The following is a 14,018-nucleotide window of genomic DNA, read 5'->3' on the forward strand; positions in this document are numbered from 1 at the left end:
CGCGACGAGGTTCCGGTATTTCGAGTGCACGGACGTGCCGGTGCACCAGTGCGGCTGGAGGTCGCTGCCGATGAAGAACACCTTGCCCGAGGTCGCGGGCATCCCCCATGTCGGCATGGTCGGCTCCTCCAGTGGCGGGATGGAAACCGGGGGGCCGTCCGGGACGATGTCCGTGGACAGACGTTCCCCGGCGACCGCGGTCTGCACGGCGTACGGCGTGGCGTTCTTCAGGTTGGCGGCCCCGTCGGCGAGCCAGAACCTCGCGACCTGCTGAGCCGTCGTCACCGTGGGAGCCAACGGGACCACCAGCACACTCGCGGCCTGTGCCGGCCCGGTGACGACAGTGGAACCCAACACGCTCAAGCCGATCCCCAACGCGATCAGTGCACGCCTCAAGGGCGATCTCCCGTCCAGTCATGGGGCGCCTTCGCGCCCCGTCAGCGTGGAGAGCCGGCCGATCGACACGGCCGGCGAACAGCAAGATCGTAACCTCGATCGGAGCTCTGGTCCAGAAGTTTTGAATCACACGTTCGATTTATCGGGTATTTGTTCGATCGACAGTTCGAGGGCCGGGGCATCGGCGCCCGGGTAGGCGTTCCACCTGCGGCAGGAGCGGACCCGCCCGCTCTACGCCGGCCCCTTCAGCGGGAACATCGGCTCGGTGCGAGTGCTGGAGAAGTACGGCTTCCTGCACGTCGAGACGGTCCAGTACGGCGAGCACGAGCGCACTGGACGAGCATTCCTTCTCCACCTGATCTGAGAACCCGGGACACACCGGCGGCTGCAGCCACACGCCACCAGATCAACCGCATGAGCCGGGACCCGAACCTGCTGACGGCATCCAGCGCTCTTTCAGGACCTACCCGCGCCGGTGGACCGTCCGGTTGCTTCGGGTCGGCCTTGAATTCTCGCGACCAATCGCCAGACGCTGGTCGAAGGATTCAGCATCGGATTCTTCCCATCAGGGCTGATCTGCTGTGCTCTGGCATACGCGGAATCAACCTTGTCTGCGAAGTCAGAAAATCTAGTGTTGCCCTCGCTCCAGAAAGGGCTGATCTTCTTCAGCATTTTCTTGGCGTCGTCGGCTGACTGAAACGGCTTGGTGTATTTGGCATGATGAAGGATCGGCCAGAATTCAAAGGATGGCGTAGAGAGTCCGAGTTCGACCGAACTTCCCTGTGCTGCACGCAGCATCGAAGCTGTGAGCGTTTTGTCCAGCTCTGTGTCCAGGACACACCAGACGGCATCGTATTCGGCCGACACCCGGCTGACCGCTTCGCGTACCGCGGAGATGTGATCCCCTTTGGGGATGTCCACATCGAGCTGAGGACCGCGACGCGACCGCATACCAGTGAAGTAGCCTTTCTCGGTGGGCCCTTCACACAAGATCAGGAAACTGGAGCGCTCTTCCCTCGGGTTGCGTCTGTTCCGCCCCATTCGGGTTTCAGTGCTGATCTTCACCGGTTTGGCCGTCCGGGGGGACATCGCCTACCTCTCCGCGCCTTGAAAGCGCAGCAGCGAAAAGCTCGTCATTGACAATCGGGACAGCACCGTAGCGGCCGGTCAGGTATCTCCGCTCCCGGTTCTCGTCCTTACGTGGTTTGAAATCAGACAGCGGGAACAGCTCCGTCGCGCCACATTCGTCTTTCTCGGTGAACCAGACATGGTCTCGATGGAGCACTTCCTCGCCCTGGATCCGGCCGAGCAGTGTGGCATCGTGGCTGGTGAAGATGAGCTGGGCTCCCAGCGGGTTGGTCTCCGGTTCCCGGAACAGCTTGACCAGCTGGGCCGACAGATATGGATGCAGGCTTGAGTCGAGTTCGTCCACGATGAGCAGGCTCCCTCGGTCGAGCGACCTGAAGACCGGTATTCCTATTTCATAGAGAGCCTGCGTCCCAAGAGATTGGTCTCTCAATCCCAGAGCGAAGGTGCCTCCTTCTCCCCGATGCTGGAAGAATATGTCCTTGCGTCGCTGCGATGGGTATCTCTCGGCCCCTCCCGGGCGAGCGGAGCGCTCGGCGAACTCCTCAGCCGTCTCTTCGATTATCTCGGCCGACTCGATTCCGGTGTCCGCGGCCCGCAGCAGTGACGTCAGCCGATCAAGATGGCCGGAGCGGTCGAGAAAATCCGCGCTGAAAGCCGAACTGCGAAGATGGCGCATCATCGCAGCTTTACGATCCAGGACACTCGTGAACCAGTCGTAAACCGCCCTGACCAGATCCTGCTTAGACCTCGCCGCGACCGACATGAAGAGCACGTTAGACTCCGTGATCTCCTGCACTCGTCGCATGGACTCCGGAGAGTGATCTCCGTATGAGTAATCTTCGAACTGCCGATGGAAAATCACGCGCTTCCGCTTCTGTGGATAGCTGTACATCCACTCCTCGGTCACCTGCGCGTCGTCTACCGAAAAACCGTAAGTGTGTCTGACCCCTTCGAGGAAGAGATCCACCACATATGTGGACGGTTCTTCACGGCTGGCCGGATCCAGCGCGAAGGGGTATCGCCGGATGCCGGTGCCTGGCTCGCTCTCCTTGAGAGAGCCTCGTACCAGGTTTCGCATGTAGACCAGCGCGTCGATGACGTTGGACTTACCAGAGGCATTGGGGCCGAAGATTCCGATCACCGGGACGGCCTCCCGGTCGACATCAACCGGACCGTCGGCACGGTAGCTGGGTGTCAGTGACAACTGTTGCTCGTCACGGAGCGATCGATGGTTGGCCATGCGGAAATTCAGCAACATCGGCGCACTGACCTCCTTTCCACACGGGTTCTACCCTCAGCTGCGTGGAAGAACCACACAAACGAGCGTGAGCAACTGTACGGGACCAACCACCGGCCGGATGGGGAGATCACCAAAACCCGCTCTGATTCGGACAACAGGAAGACGTCACATCACCCACAAAGGCGATCACCGCCCGGAGGCCGCCTATCGCTGTGGGGCGGAGGCATGATCGCGTGTCACGTCGAGTTTTTAGGCCCGGTACGTCGCTTTTGGGCTGTTGCTGAATCTGAAAGCTCAACGTGACACGTAATCATGCCTCTGACCTGCAGTGACAGGCATCCTCTGGGTAACGCCCACCTTTGATCACCAGTACCTGCCGGTTCAGGGGCACCGCGCGGAGCACGTCGAGGATGAAGGCCAGGGGCGTCGTACTCCTGGAATTGACCAGAAACCCAGACGGCGCCGAGCCGTTGTGGTGAAATGCGCCGAATGGAGCGAGTGCGACAGCTGGTGGGCGAGATGCTGATCTACTGTTTCGTCGTCATCCTGCTCACCGGCGGCTTCCTGGCCTTTTTCTACACACCGAGCAACCAGATGGTCCCCTACAACGGCTTCTACGAGCCGCTGCGGGGTGTCCCCGTGAGCGCGGCCTACGACTCGATCCTGAAGATCAGCTCCGAGGTGCGTGGCGGCCTGCTCATCCGGCACCTGCACCACAGCTCCTCGGTCCTGCTCGTCCTGGGAACCGTCGTCTGGATCCTGCTCGGCCGATCCCGTTACGCCCTCGCGGCCCCGGGTCTGGTCCTGCTCAGCGGTCTGGCCGGCTACGGCTCCGCCGACGACCTGCTCACCGGAACCGTCCTGGAAAAGCTGCCCACTCCCTGGTGGTACGGCTTGCATCTCCTGACGGCGCTGGCCGTGGTCACCGTACTGGTGCTCTCCTCTCGCCGCGAGGCCGGCCGAAGCCCGAGAACGCTCCGCTTCGTGGCATTGAGCCTCGGCCTCACCATTCTGGTGATCTTCTTCCGCTGACCGGCTACCGGCTCGCGATGAGGATGAGCTTCCATCCGCCGTTCCGAGGCTACTGATGATCAGAGGTTGGCATTACTCATAACACATCTGTCCTCCCAGGTCAGAAGCATGACCACAGGTAACGTCGAGCTTTCAGGTTCAGTGCGGCACTTGCGTTCGGTTAGATTTCTCCGTCGCGGACGCCCGTGAGGAAGTTGTGCCAGGCCGTCGGGGAGAAGGTCAGCATTGGGCCGGCTGGGTCCTTGCTGTCGCGTACGGCGATGAGGCCGGGCAGGTTCATGGCTACTTCCACGCAGTTGTCGCTGCTTCCACCGCTGTAGCTGCTCTTACGCCATGCGGCGCCAGTCAGGTCAGAGGGGGACATGGTCACTCCTTACCGCAGCAATGAACGCCGCAGACTCCTCGGGGGACAAGCACACACCAGCAAGACGCTCGAACGTCAGCTTAAGGTTCTCCACCTGATCCGTCGCCTCTACATAGACGTCTCCGCCTGGGCAGCCGGTGTAGCCCACCTCTGGATCTTCGGCATCGAATGCCAGCAGAGAGAAAGCGCCCTCCAGGCCACAGTGCGCACCGACCCGAAGCGGAAGAACCTGAACGGTGATGTTGGGCCAGTCCATGACCTGAAGAATGTCTCCGAGTTGGCGGGCCATGATGCCGGGCGCGCCGACAGGGCGGCGCAGAGCGCATTCGTCCATGAGTACATGCAGCGCGGGCGCCTGTGAGCTGAGAAGGCTGATTTTGCGTGCCATCCGAGCTGTCACATATCGCTCCAGCTCTGTGGCGACCAGTCCCGGACGAGACGTGCGGATAAGTTCACGGGCGTAGTCCTCGTTCTGCAAAAGACCTGGTATCAGCAGCGGTTCCCAGCTGCGGATGGTTGTTGCCTCGGACTCCAGGCCAACGTAGGCGCCGGCGAACACATCGCTGTAGGCGGTCCACCAACCACGTTGACCGGCATCCTGGCCGAGTTGGATCAGCCCGGCCTTCGTCGGTGGGTCCACAGCGTATAGATCGCAGAGGTCAGCGACGTCCGTGCCGCTGGGCATGGTCCGAGCGTTCTCGATGCGGCTTAGCTTGGCCGTGGACCAATGGAGCGGCGTGGCCACCTCTTCCAGAGTGAGGTTTGCCTTCTCGCGGAGTCTTCGCAGCTCACGGCCAAGGCGGCGGTGTCGAACGGTGGGGCTCGCAGAAGCCATGCCGACAAGCATGCCTGATCACGGTCGCCGTGCGCCGAGCAAATTTATACAAGGCACTTGTGATCATGCAAGTTGCACGCCACACTGCAAGAAGTTGCTTGGCTACGAAGAGTAATGGCGAGGTGGAAGCGTCCGTGTGGCGTCGCCGTCATCGTTGGTTGCCTGCAGTCCGGCTCGTTAACTCAGGGTGAGGGTGCCATGACACTTGTGGATCGATCCGTGTGGCGGTTCCACCTGTCCAGGAAAGTCATGACGGACTCAGTCCTTCTCGTCAGCGGGTGTCTTCGCCGGGCTGACGAACGATCCGATCTGCGGGACGGTGTAGACCACCCCCTGTTCCCGCAGGTAGGCGACCACCTTCCTGGCCGTGCCCCGGGCGATACCGAACTCCTGCACCATCTGCACCTCAGAGGGGATCAGGTGGCGCGGCAGGTACTGGCCGCGTTCGATTCTCTCGGTGAGGGTCTCGGCGACCTGGATCCATATCGGCCGATCACGCTCGAACTCGATCATGCGAAGAAGATAGACGGCCATGCTCATAGGCACTCATGTGAGTACGAGCATGAACGAGCACACGCAGAGAAGAGCTGCAGAGGCTCGAAATCCGCCTCACGGCTCATAAAGCGGACCCGTCCGGTGCTGGAACACCGTGACGGGCCCTTGATCAGGAAGTAGGTCCTGACCCGTGAGCAACCCTAGTGCTCCAGTTCTCGACAGACAGGCGGTCAGCGACTGCGGCTGTTTCGCCGAGGTGCCGCCGATGCCGATGGGGTGTGCCACCTGTGGGCATGCCCCCTACGCGCACGGTTGTCGTGATCGGCCCGCCGATCATGAGTACGTCCAGCCCTCCGGTGACCTGCTGGACATCCGGCTGCGGGTCCGTCGTACCGGAGACCGTTCCCTGCCGTGCTTCGAGCCCGTCCCCGCGGTCCCGGCCGGGACGATCCCCGCTCAGCGGCCTGCCGAGGTGGTCGCGTCGGTATCCGTTCAGCGGCGTGCCGGGTCGGCCTCGACTAAGAGGATTCCGCCGGTACCCGCTCAGCGTCGTCCCGAGCGGAGCCCGGCCGTCGAGCCGTCCGTACCGGCGCCGCCGTCTCGGCGGGTGCCATGTCGTCCGCGTCCGGCGTCCGCTCTCACCAGGCCGTCCCGGCTCGGATGTGGACGCCACCTCGTGCCCCGCTCCGGGCGAAGAACCACCTGCGCACCGAACCGCTCGGCGGTCACCCCGTCTTCGTACCGGCCGGCCGGCCGGTACGGCGAACCCCTCCAGATCCTTCCCCGCTTCATGAAGCAGGCCCGCCCCACGCTGACAACGACCGGACGGGCCCTTGATCGGATCGAGGTCCAATCAGTGAGAGATGGTAGTTCCACCCACCCAGAGCCCACCAGCCCCGAGACGACGATTCCCGGCTGGCGGTTGATCCTCAGCGACGCCGGACGGCTGTGGGCCAGCCGGGAGCGGCCCTTCTCCAAGGTGGCCACCCACGCCGGGGCCGAGCGGACCGTCGACGGCGACAGCCTGGAGGCGCTGCGGGCCGAGACCGACCGGCAGGAGACCTTCGCCCGCGAGGCGGAGGAGCAGGCGGCCCGCGAACAGGAGACACCGGAGGCTCCTGCCTCGGAGGAGCGGGAACAGGAGACGCGAGAGCGGGAAACTCCGGAGCGGGAGCAGGCGGTACGAGAACGGGAGACACGGAAGGCTCCTGCCTCGGGGGCGCGGGAGACGCGAGAGCGGGAACAGGCCGGGCAGGCAGGGCAGGTGGTCTCGTGATTCGCCGCTGTCTGTCCGCCGCCCGGGGGCGTCACCGCGACGGCCAGGCCGTCGCCCCGGTCCCGCAGTACACCTGGGACCACGAGGCCCGCGCCGAGGCCGCGATGCTGGAGATCACCTGGCCAGGCTGGTCCGTGCTGTACGGCACCGGCAGCCGTCTGTTCCACGCCATCGCCACCTGGCCCACCCCGGAACCGCTCATCATCTGTGACCGGACCATCGAGGGCCTGAAAACCCAGATGCGCGAAGCCGAGACGACCGCGCTCCTGCACCGCTGGGCGCTCACCTCCGGCTCGGCCACTATCGGCCACTTCTGATGAGCGGGCACGGCGGCCCCATCCCTTCCCCGGTCCGGGGCCGCCGTGCCGTCCAAGACGTACCGCGCGAGGGTGAGACGCGGTGCGTGACGCGGGCCGCCCGCCCGGCCCGTCCGCTGCGACCACGGTGCCCGTGATGAAACCGGAGCGCGGCCGGGCGAGGAAACAGAGCACCTCGGCGATCTCCTCGGGCTGGGCCACCAGGCCGAGCGGCTGAGCATGGACGGGGTCATGTCCGCATGACCGACGCGAGGAGCGCCAGCTTGTCGGCACTATCGGTGCCGGGGTCCGGGTGGAGGACGACGAGCGTCTGGCCTGTCGCGCCGCTGACGCCCAGTCTCTCCCGGTTCAGCCACAGGCCACCGACCTGGGGGTGGTCGATGTGCTTGGGTGTGCCTTCGCACGTGTTCACGTCGTGGCGGGCCCAGAGCCTGCTGAAGCGAGGGCTGGCGAGGGAGAGCTCGCCGACGAGTTCGATGAATCGGGGGTCGTCCGTGTCGGTGCCGACGGACTCGCGGAAGCCGGCGACCATGCCCTGCGCGGCGTCCTCCCAGTCCGGGTAGAGGGCCTGCTCGGCGGGGTCGAGGAACACGTCCCGCAGGCGGTTGCCCCCCGCCACGAGTCGCGGCGACAGAGCGGTCGCCAGCGCGTTGGCGGCGAGGACGTCGAAGTAGCGGCCCTCCACGTACGCGGGGAGCGGAAGCGTGACGACGAGCTTGGCGACGCCCGGAGGGACGGTCTCCTTCCGGGGCCGCCGCCGTCGCCGCCGGGGTTCTCCCGCCCCGAGGCGTAGCAGGTAGGCCGTCGCGTCGTCGTCGAGCAGCAGCACGCGGGCGAGGGAATCGAGGACCTGCGTGGAGGGGTTGCGGTCGCGGCCCTGCTCCAGGCGCAGGTAGTAGTCGGCGCTGATGCCGGCGAGCATCGCGACCTCCTCCCGGCGCAGGCCCGACACGCGCCGTACGCCCACGGAGGGGATGCCGACCTGTTCAGGGGTGACGAGCTCCCGGCGGGCGCGTACGTAATCGCCCAGAAGGTTGAATTCGTCGCTCATGTCCCCACGGTAATTCGCGCACCTTCGTGCGTGCCTGGTCCTGTCACCCCCAGGATCGCGGGGGCTCTGGCTCCGTCAGCGGGTGAGCGGAAACCTCACTTCCAGGACGAACATCGGCGAAATCGGCTGATGGTCCCTTCCACGAGCAAGGAGCTACACCATGTCAACATATTTGCTGGTACACGGGGCCTGGCACAGCGGGCAATGCTGGGAGCGGGTGGTCCCGTTGCTGGCATCGGCCGGGCATCGGGTGGTCGCGCCGTCGCTGACCGGCTACGGCGACAAGGCGCATCTGCTCGGCCCCGAGGTAGGGCTGGACACGCACATCGACGACATAGTCAGGCTGATCACCGAGGAGGACCTCACCGACGTGATCCTGGTGGGCCACAGCTACGCCGGGCTGGTCATCTCGTCCGCCGCCAACCGGATCCCGAATCGGATCACCCATCTGGTCTATCTCGACGCGATGGTCCCGGAGGACGGCGAGAGCGCGGTGGATGTGCATCCCGTGACCCAGGCCCTCATCGACCGCGCCGCGGAGTCCGAGGTCGGCTGGCGGATCCCGCCGATGCCCGAGTTGCCGCCGCCCCTGGGCCTGTTCGGGGTCACCGACCCGGCGGACGTGGCGTGGCTGCGGACGATGTTGTCGGATCAGCCGGTGCTCTGCCTCCGGCAACCGGTCCGGCTGGACAACCCGGCCGTGCGCACGATTCCGCGGACGCACATTCACTGCGTCGCCGGCGTACCGGAGGGCATCAAGCGGCGGCCCGTCCCAGCGATACAGCCCAACGGCAGCCCGGCACAGGTGTGGGAACTGGAGACGGGCCACGACTGCATGATCACCATGCCGGCCGAGCTCACCGAACTGCTGCTCAAGCTCGGCTGACAGTGAGGATGTAGGTGAACGCCTCCCGGTGGAATCCGGCTCATCGTCTGACAACCTTGTCGTACCGACGGGTGGAGCGCGGGCGGCGAGCGTGGCCGGGTGGATGCGGGCCGGGGTTGGTGACGTGCTCCAGGTGGCGGGCGAGCATGTCAATTGTCGCCGCCGGTCCGCGGCTTTCCAGAACGATGCGGTTGACAGCGAACCCGTCAACACGATAAACGGCATCGCTGTTTTCTGGGAAGGGATACGACTGGGCCGGGCGCTTGGCCGGCGGGCGAAACTCTGATTACTCTTGCGCTGCATTCATCCCGAAATCGAGGAGAGGACGGGTGATGAAGGGAATCGTTCTCGCCGGCGGTAGCGGTACGCGTATGTACCCCCTGACATTGGCTACGTCCAAGCAGCTGCTGGCCATCTATGACAAGCCAATGGTTTATTACCCGCTTTCCGTGCTCATGCTGGCCGGCATGCGGGACATTCTGATGATCTCAACGCCTGAGAGTCTCCCCGCGCTGCGCAACCTGCTGGGCGACGGGTCGCATCTGGGGCTCGACATCTCCTACGCCGAGCAGGCGGAACCGCGAGGAATCGCCGAGGCGTTCATCATCGGCGCGGACTACATCGGCAACGACCAGACGGCGCTCATCCTGGGGGACAACGTCTTCCACGGCGCGGGCTTCCCGCGGATCCTGCGGGCCTGTCGTACCAGGTTGAACGGTTGCACGATGTTCGGATACCCGGTGTCGGACCCGGAGCGGTACGGCATCGGCGAGGTCGACGGCAGCGGTGCGCTGGTGTCGATCGAGGAGAAGCCGCTCCGCCCGCGCTCGAACGACGCGATCACCGGGCTCTACTTCTACGACAACGACGTCGTGGAGATCGCCCGGGATCTGGCGCCCTCGCCGCGCGGCGAGTTGGAGATCACGGACGTCAACCAGACGTACCTGAAGCAGGGGCGGGCCCACCTGGTCCGGCTCGGGCGGGGTTTCACCTGGCTCGACGCCGGCACGCACGACTCGATTCTGGCCGCGAGCCAGTACGTGCAGGTCATCGAGAAACGCCAGGGTGTCCGGGTGGCCTGCCTGGAGGAGATCGCGGTGCGCATGGGATACATCGACGCGGACGCCTGCCATCGGCTCGGCGCCGGGATGAAGAATTCGGAATACGGCCAGTACCTCATGGAAATCGCCCAGTCGCTCGGCTGAGCAGTGCTGTCCCGCCAGCGGGACAGCAAATCCGATTCTTTCGTCTCTCTTTCCGCACGCCCGGGGTAAAGGAGTGGCCATGGATTATGCCGAGCTGAGCCCGGCCGAATTGCTTTCCCTTGAATTCACCGCGCCGGCGATGGCCGACCGGGCCTGGCAGGTGCGCTGGGACCTCGCCGACCGCGATCCGGGGGAACTGGTGCTCGGCACCCTGCCGCCGACCATCGATTTTCACACCTCGGGGAGCACGGGTCCGAGCCGGTGCTGGCGGCGGCTGCGGGAGAACGTCTGGCTGGAGGCGGGCATGCTCGCCGAGCTGATCGAACCGGAGAAGCCGGAGGCGGTCGTCTCCTGCGTTCCCCCGACCCACCTGTACGGGGCGCTGGCGAGCGTGCTGATCCCCGCTCATCTCCGGCTGCCGGTCTGGTACAAACCGACGTTCTACGGTGTCATGCCGCCGATCGAGCAGCGGCGGGTCGTGGTGGTGGCGACACCGTGGATCTTCACGTTGCTGTTGCAGCACATGAAGTGGGTCCGCGAGATGGAGCACATCACCGTGCTGTACGGCGGCGCGATGCTCCCCGCGACGGCCGGGGAGTTCCTCGCCGAGGCGGGCCCGGACCGGGCGCTCATCGTGGAGGTGCTGGGTTCCACCGAGGCGGGCGGCATCGCGACCCGGCGCTGGCGGGAGGGCGAACCTCCCCCCTGGACCCTCTTCCGCGACGTGTCCTTCGCCGAGCCCGGATCCAAGCCCGAGCTCGCGTCCGATCCCGAACCCGCCGGGACGAACGGCGAAGGGCAGAACGGCGACGGGTCACCGGACGACGGGGAGATACCGCTCGTGATCCGCAGTCCCCGGCTGGCGTTCCGGCCGGACGAGCGGCCACCGCCGCTCTGGGAGGCGGACGACCACGTCCAGCCGCTGGACGAGCGGACGTTCCGGTTCGCCGGTCGCCGCACCCGGCTGGTCAAGGTGAACGGCCGCCGGATCAACCTCGACGAGGTCGAGCACGCGCTGCGCGCCGTGCTGGACTGCGAGGACCTCGCGGTCGTCCCCGTCGCCGACCGGATGATCGGCGAGCACGTCGACCTGCTGGTCGTGCTGAAGCCGGGCACGGAACTGGCCGGCCTCGACCTGGCCACCGCGTTCGACCGGATCGGGGTCCGCCCGAAACGCGTGCACGAGGTGCCCAGGATCGAGCGGTCCGCGCTGGGCAAGGTGCGGCACCTCCAGACATCACCCACCACTGAGGCAACTGAAGCAGAGGTAGCAAAGTGACACTGACCGCCGAGATGACGAGCAGCGAGACGACCGGTGCGGCGTACCTGGCGGAGATCGCCAGGAGCGCCTCCTGGGAGGGCCGGGTCGATCCGTGCGACGACGCCGACATCGCCAGGATGGAGGCCAGCGCGGCGACCGTCGCCAAGCACCTGGCCGCCGACCAGCCCATCTACGGCCTTACCCAGGGATTCGGCCCGCTCGTCACGTACGCCGCGGAGTCGGAGATGGAGCAGGGCAGCTCGCTGATCTCGCACCTGGGCACCGGCCAGGGCAGGCCGCTGAGCCCGGAGGTGTCCAGGCTCATCTTCTGGCTGCGCCTCAACAGCATGCGCCGGGGGTTCTCGGCGGTCTCACCGGAGTTCTGGCAGACCCTGGCCGACCTGTGGAACGCCGGCTTCACACCGGTGATCCCGCGGGACGGCACGGTCAGCGCGAGCGGGGACCTGCAGCCGCTGGCACACGCGGCACTGACGTTCACCGGATTCGGCGAGGCGTGGATGCGCGGCGCCGACGGCGGCTGGGAAACGCGGCCCGCCGGGGAGGCGCTCGCGGCACTGGGCGCCGAGCCGTTCGAGTGGCCGGTCAGGGAGGCGCTCGCCTTCGTCAACGGCACCGGCGCGAGCCTGGCGGTGTCCATCCTCAACCACCAGTCGGCGGTGCGGCTGGTCCGGGCGGCGGCCATGCTGACCGGCCGGCTGGCCACCCTGCTGCGGGCCAACAGCGAGCACTACGACGACGGTCACGCGTTCGCCCGCGGCCAGCTCGGGCAGCTCACGGCGGCCAGGTGGATCAGGCGGGAACTGCCCCAGGGCCTGGTCAGGGACGAGCGGCGGCCGCTGCAGGAGCCGTACAGCCTGCGGTGCGCGCCGCAGGTGCTCGGCGCGGTGCTCGACCAGCTCACCTCGGCGGGTGACGTGCTGGCCAGGGAGGCGAGCGGTTGCCAGGACAACCCGATCGCCTACGAGGGCCAGATCCTGCACGGCGGCAACTTCCACGCCATGCCGGTCGGCCTCGCCTCCGACCAGATCGGGCTCTCCCTGCACATGGCCGCCTACCTGGCCGAGCGGCAGCTCGGCCTGCTGCTCAGCCCGGCCACCAACGGAGACCTGCCGCCCATGCTCACGCCGAGGGCCGGCCGGGGCTGCGGGCTGGCGGGCGTGCACATCAGCGCGACGTCGTTCGTCTCCCGGATCAGGCAGGTCGTCTACCCGGCCTCGCTGACCACGCTGCCGACCAACGGCTGGAACCAGGACCACGTCCCGATGGCGCTCAACGGGGCGAACGCGGTCGCCGACGGCCTGGAGCTGGGCTGGCTGGCCATCGGCTCGCTGGCCCTGGGCGTGGCCCAGCTCGCCGTGATGGTCGGCGAGGAGCCCCAGGCCGACGGGATCTGGGCGGAGCTGGCCGAGATCTCCCCGCCGCTGGACGCCGACCGGCCGATGGCGAAGGAGGTACGGGACGCCCGCGACCTGCTCGACCGGCACGCCGCCGCGGCGCTTGCCGCCGAGACCTGTCAGGAGGCGAGCAGGTGAGCATCGAACGGCTGCGAACGAACGCGCGTGATTTCACCGAAGGCGCCCGTCGGCCGCTGAGCACGCGTGGCTTCAACTCGAACGCCGGACAGGCGGCGAGGACCCCGGTGCGCTCCCCGAAGGAGATCGGGGAGTTCTATGACCGGAACAGCCGCGTGCTCACCGAGGTCTTCGCCGGCAGCATGCACTACGGCTACTGGACGGGCCCGGACGACGACACCGGTTTCGCAGCGGCCAGTGAGCGGCTGACGGCCATCATGATCGAGAAGCTCCGGGTCGGGCCGGATGACACGGTGCTGGATCTCGGCTGCGGTACGGGGAAGCCCGCGGTGCAGCTGGCCCGCGCGACGGGTGCGCGGGTGGTCGGCGTCTCGGTCAGTGCAGAGGAGGTCGAGCTGGCGAGCGCGCTGGCTCGGAGCGAGGGGGTGGCGGACCTGGTGCGGTTCGAGTTCGCCGACGCGACGGACCTGCCGTTCGCGCCCGGTTCCTTCGATGCCGTGCTCGCCCTCGAATCGGTAGTGCACATTCCCGACCGGATCAACGTGTTGCAGCAGATCGCCCGCGTCCTGCGGCCCGGAGGGCGGCTGGCCCTCACGGACTCCATCACGGGGAGGGGGGCGGAGGGGGACGAGGAGGCGGAGCTGGCCATGGCCGAGGTGCTGGACGCGTGGCGCCATGCGCCGCAGGTGCGGGCCGGGAACTATCCGAGATTCCTCCGCGAGGCCGGTCTGGTCGCGGATGAGATCACTGACATCGCAGAGAACGTGAAGTACACGTACGGGAAGCTGTACGCGGCGATGGACGAATACGTCCGGAAGCACGGCGACCTGCCGCCCGACCTGGCCCGGATCTTCGATCTGGGCGACGGCGTGGACTGGGCGGAGCAGGAGAAGGAGCCGCAGCGCGACGGCATCGTCATCATCGCGGCACACCGGTCCGACACGTCCCGGTAACCCTGAAGCACGGATGTCCCGAGGCGGGTGAGGAACCCGCCCTCACGGACGTAGCTGGTCCCGCG

Annotated in this window: 14 protein-coding genes and 1 pseudogene; 8 read left to right on the forward strand and 7 right to left on the reverse strand. The window is 66.5% G+C overall.

Annotated features, from left to right (window positions below; translation table 11 throughout):
• From ABZU75_RS41025 to ABZU75_RS41035, 3 genes and pseudogenes are all read right to left on the reverse strand, one after another.
• Positions 1-357, reverse strand: a pseudogene (locus ABZU75_RS41025) (hypothetical protein); the annotation flags it as partial.
• A gap of 495 nt (positions 358-852) precedes the next feature.
• Positions 853-1,461, reverse strand: coding sequence for an RloB family protein (locus ABZU75_RS41030; protein WP_355567084.1), 609 nt, complete (start codon positions 1,459-1,461; stop codon positions 853-855).
• Positions 1,445-2,743, reverse strand: coding sequence for an ATP-binding protein (locus ABZU75_RS41035; RefSeq protein WP_355567087.1), 1,299 nt, complete (start codon positions 2,741-2,743; stop codon positions 1,445-1,447). Before ABZU75_RS41035 ends, ABZU75_RS41030 begins: the two co-directional genes overlap by 17 nt.
• A 471-nt stretch (positions 2,744-3,214) precedes the next feature.
• Between ABZU75_RS41035 and ABZU75_RS41040 the strand changes: the two genes are divergently transcribed.
• Positions 3,215-3,757, forward strand: coding sequence for a hypothetical protein (locus tag ABZU75_RS41040; protein WP_355567090.1), 543 nt, complete (start codon positions 3,215-3,217; stop codon positions 3,755-3,757).
• A gap of 160 nt (positions 3,758-3,917) precedes the next feature.
• Here the strand turns inward: ABZU75_RS41040 and ABZU75_RS41045 are convergent, their stop codons facing one another.
• The 3 genes from ABZU75_RS41045 to ABZU75_RS41055 form a co-directional block, all read right to left on the reverse strand.
• Positions 3,918-4,121, reverse strand: a complete 204-nt coding sequence (locus ABZU75_RS41045; protein ID WP_355567093.1) for a DUF397 domain-containing protein — start codon at positions 4,119-4,121, stop codon at positions 3,918-3,920.
• On the reverse strand, positions 4,108-4,968 hold the full coding sequence (locus tag ABZU75_RS41050) for a helix-turn-helix transcriptional regulator (protein WP_355567096.1): 861 nt from the start codon (positions 4,966-4,968) through the stop codon (positions 4,108-4,110). Before ABZU75_RS41050 ends, ABZU75_RS41045 begins: the two co-directional genes overlap by 14 nt.
• A 246-nt stretch (positions 4,969-5,214) precedes the next feature.
• Positions 5,215-5,469 carry a winged helix-turn-helix domain-containing protein gene (locus ABZU75_RS41055; protein WP_355567099.1) on the reverse strand — a complete coding sequence of 85 codons (255 nt, stop codon included), beginning with the start codon at positions 5,467-5,469 and terminating at the stop codon, positions 5,215-5,217.
• Positions 5,470-6,307: 838 nt separating this feature from the next.
• On the opposite strand from ABZU75_RS41055, the gene ABZU75_RS41060 reads away from it, so the two are divergent.
• Positions 6,308-6,727 carry a hypothetical protein gene (locus ABZU75_RS41060; RefSeq protein WP_355567102.1) on the forward strand — a complete coding sequence of 140 codons (420 nt, stop codon included), beginning with the start codon at positions 6,308-6,310 and terminating at the stop codon, positions 6,725-6,727.
• Positions 6,724-7,044: a hypothetical protein gene (locus tag ABZU75_RS41065; RefSeq protein WP_350956491.1), complete on the forward strand. Its 321-nt coding sequence runs from the start codon at positions 6,724-6,726 to the stop codon at positions 7,042-7,044. Before ABZU75_RS41060 ends, ABZU75_RS41065 begins: the two co-directional genes overlap by 4 nt.
• A 229-nt stretch (positions 7,045-7,273) precedes the next feature.
• Here ABZU75_RS41065 and ABZU75_RS41070 read toward each other — a convergent pair whose 3' ends face one another.
• Positions 7,274-8,095, reverse strand: a complete 822-nt coding sequence (locus ABZU75_RS41070; protein ID WP_355567106.1) for a helix-turn-helix transcriptional regulator — start codon at positions 8,093-8,095, stop codon at positions 7,274-7,276.
• A 160-nt stretch (positions 8,096-8,255) separates the two neighbouring features.
• Between ABZU75_RS41070 and ABZU75_RS41075 the strand changes: the two genes are divergently transcribed.
• From ABZU75_RS41075 to ABZU75_RS41095, 5 genes are all read left to right on the forward strand, one after another.
• On the forward strand, positions 8,256-8,981 hold the full coding sequence (locus tag ABZU75_RS41075; protein ID WP_355567109.1) for an alpha/beta fold hydrolase: 726 nt from the start codon (positions 8,256-8,258) through the stop codon (positions 8,979-8,981).
• Between the two features lie 332 nt (positions 8,982-9,313).
• Positions 9,314-10,186, forward strand: coding sequence for a glucose-1-phosphate thymidylyltransferase RfbA (rfbA, locus tag ABZU75_RS41080; protein ID WP_355567112.1), 873 nt, complete (start codon positions 9,314-9,316; stop codon positions 10,184-10,186).
• A gap of 79 nt (positions 10,187-10,265) precedes the next feature.
• On the forward strand, positions 10,266-11,465 hold the full coding sequence (locus ABZU75_RS41085; RefSeq protein WP_355567115.1) for a class I adenylate-forming enzyme family protein: 1,200 nt from the start codon (positions 10,266-10,268) through the stop codon (positions 11,463-11,465).
• Complete coding sequence (locus ABZU75_RS41090; protein WP_355567118.1) at positions 11,462-13,000, forward strand: aromatic amino acid ammonia-lyase; 1,539 nt, start codon at positions 11,462-11,464, stop codon at positions 12,998-13,000. The genes ABZU75_RS41085 and ABZU75_RS41090 overlap by 4 nt, the downstream gene beginning before the upstream one ends.
• Complete coding sequence (locus ABZU75_RS41095; protein ID WP_355567121.1) at positions 12,997-13,953, forward strand: methyltransferase domain-containing protein; 957 nt, start codon at positions 12,997-12,999, stop codon at positions 13,951-13,953. Before ABZU75_RS41090 ends, ABZU75_RS41095 begins: the two co-directional genes overlap by 4 nt.
• Positions 13,954-14,018: the final 65 nt, after the last annotated feature.

Origin of the sequence: Streptosporangium sp. NPDC005286, assembly GCF_040607515.1 — a bacterium.
Taxonomy (GTDB): domain Bacteria; phylum Actinomycetota; class Actinomycetes; order Streptosporangiales; family Streptosporangiaceae; genus Streptosporangium.

Excerpts from the sequence above, each read along its gene's own strand:
- ABZU75_RS41035 (WP_355567087.1), bottom strand. The coding sequence starts at position 2,743 with ATGTTGCTGAATTTCCGCATGGCCAACCATCGATCGCTCCGTGACGAG.
- ABZU75_RS41040 (WP_355567090.1), top strand. The coding sequence starts at position 3,215 with ATGGAGCGAGTGCGACAGCTGGTGGGCGAGATGCTGATCTACTGTTTC.
- ABZU75_RS41045 (WP_355567093.1), bottom strand. The coding sequence starts at position 4,121 with ATGTCCCCCTCTGACCTGACTGGCGCCGCATGGCGTAAGAGCAGCTAC.
- ABZU75_RS41050 (WP_355567096.1), bottom strand. The coding sequence starts at position 4,968 with ATGCTTGTCGGCATGGCTTCTGCGAGCCCCACCGTTCGACACCGCCGC.
- ABZU75_RS41055 (WP_355567099.1), bottom strand. The coding sequence starts at position 5,469 with ATGATCGAGTTCGAGCGTGATCGGCCGATATGGATCCAGGTCGCCGAG.
- ABZU75_RS41070 (WP_355567106.1), bottom strand. The coding sequence starts at position 8,095 with ATGAGCGACGAATTCAACCTTCTGGGCGATTACGTACGCGCCCGCCGG.
- ABZU75_RS41075 (WP_355567109.1), top strand. The coding sequence starts at position 8,256 with ATGTCAACATATTTGCTGGTACACGGGGCCTGGCACAGCGGGCAATGC.
- rfbA (WP_355567112.1), top strand. The coding sequence starts at position 9,314 with ATGAAGGGAATCGTTCTCGCCGGCGGTAGCGGTACGCGTATGTACCCC.
- ABZU75_RS41085 (WP_355567115.1), top strand. The coding sequence starts at position 10,266 with ATGGATTATGCCGAGCTGAGCCCGGCCGAATTGCTTTCCCTTGAATTC.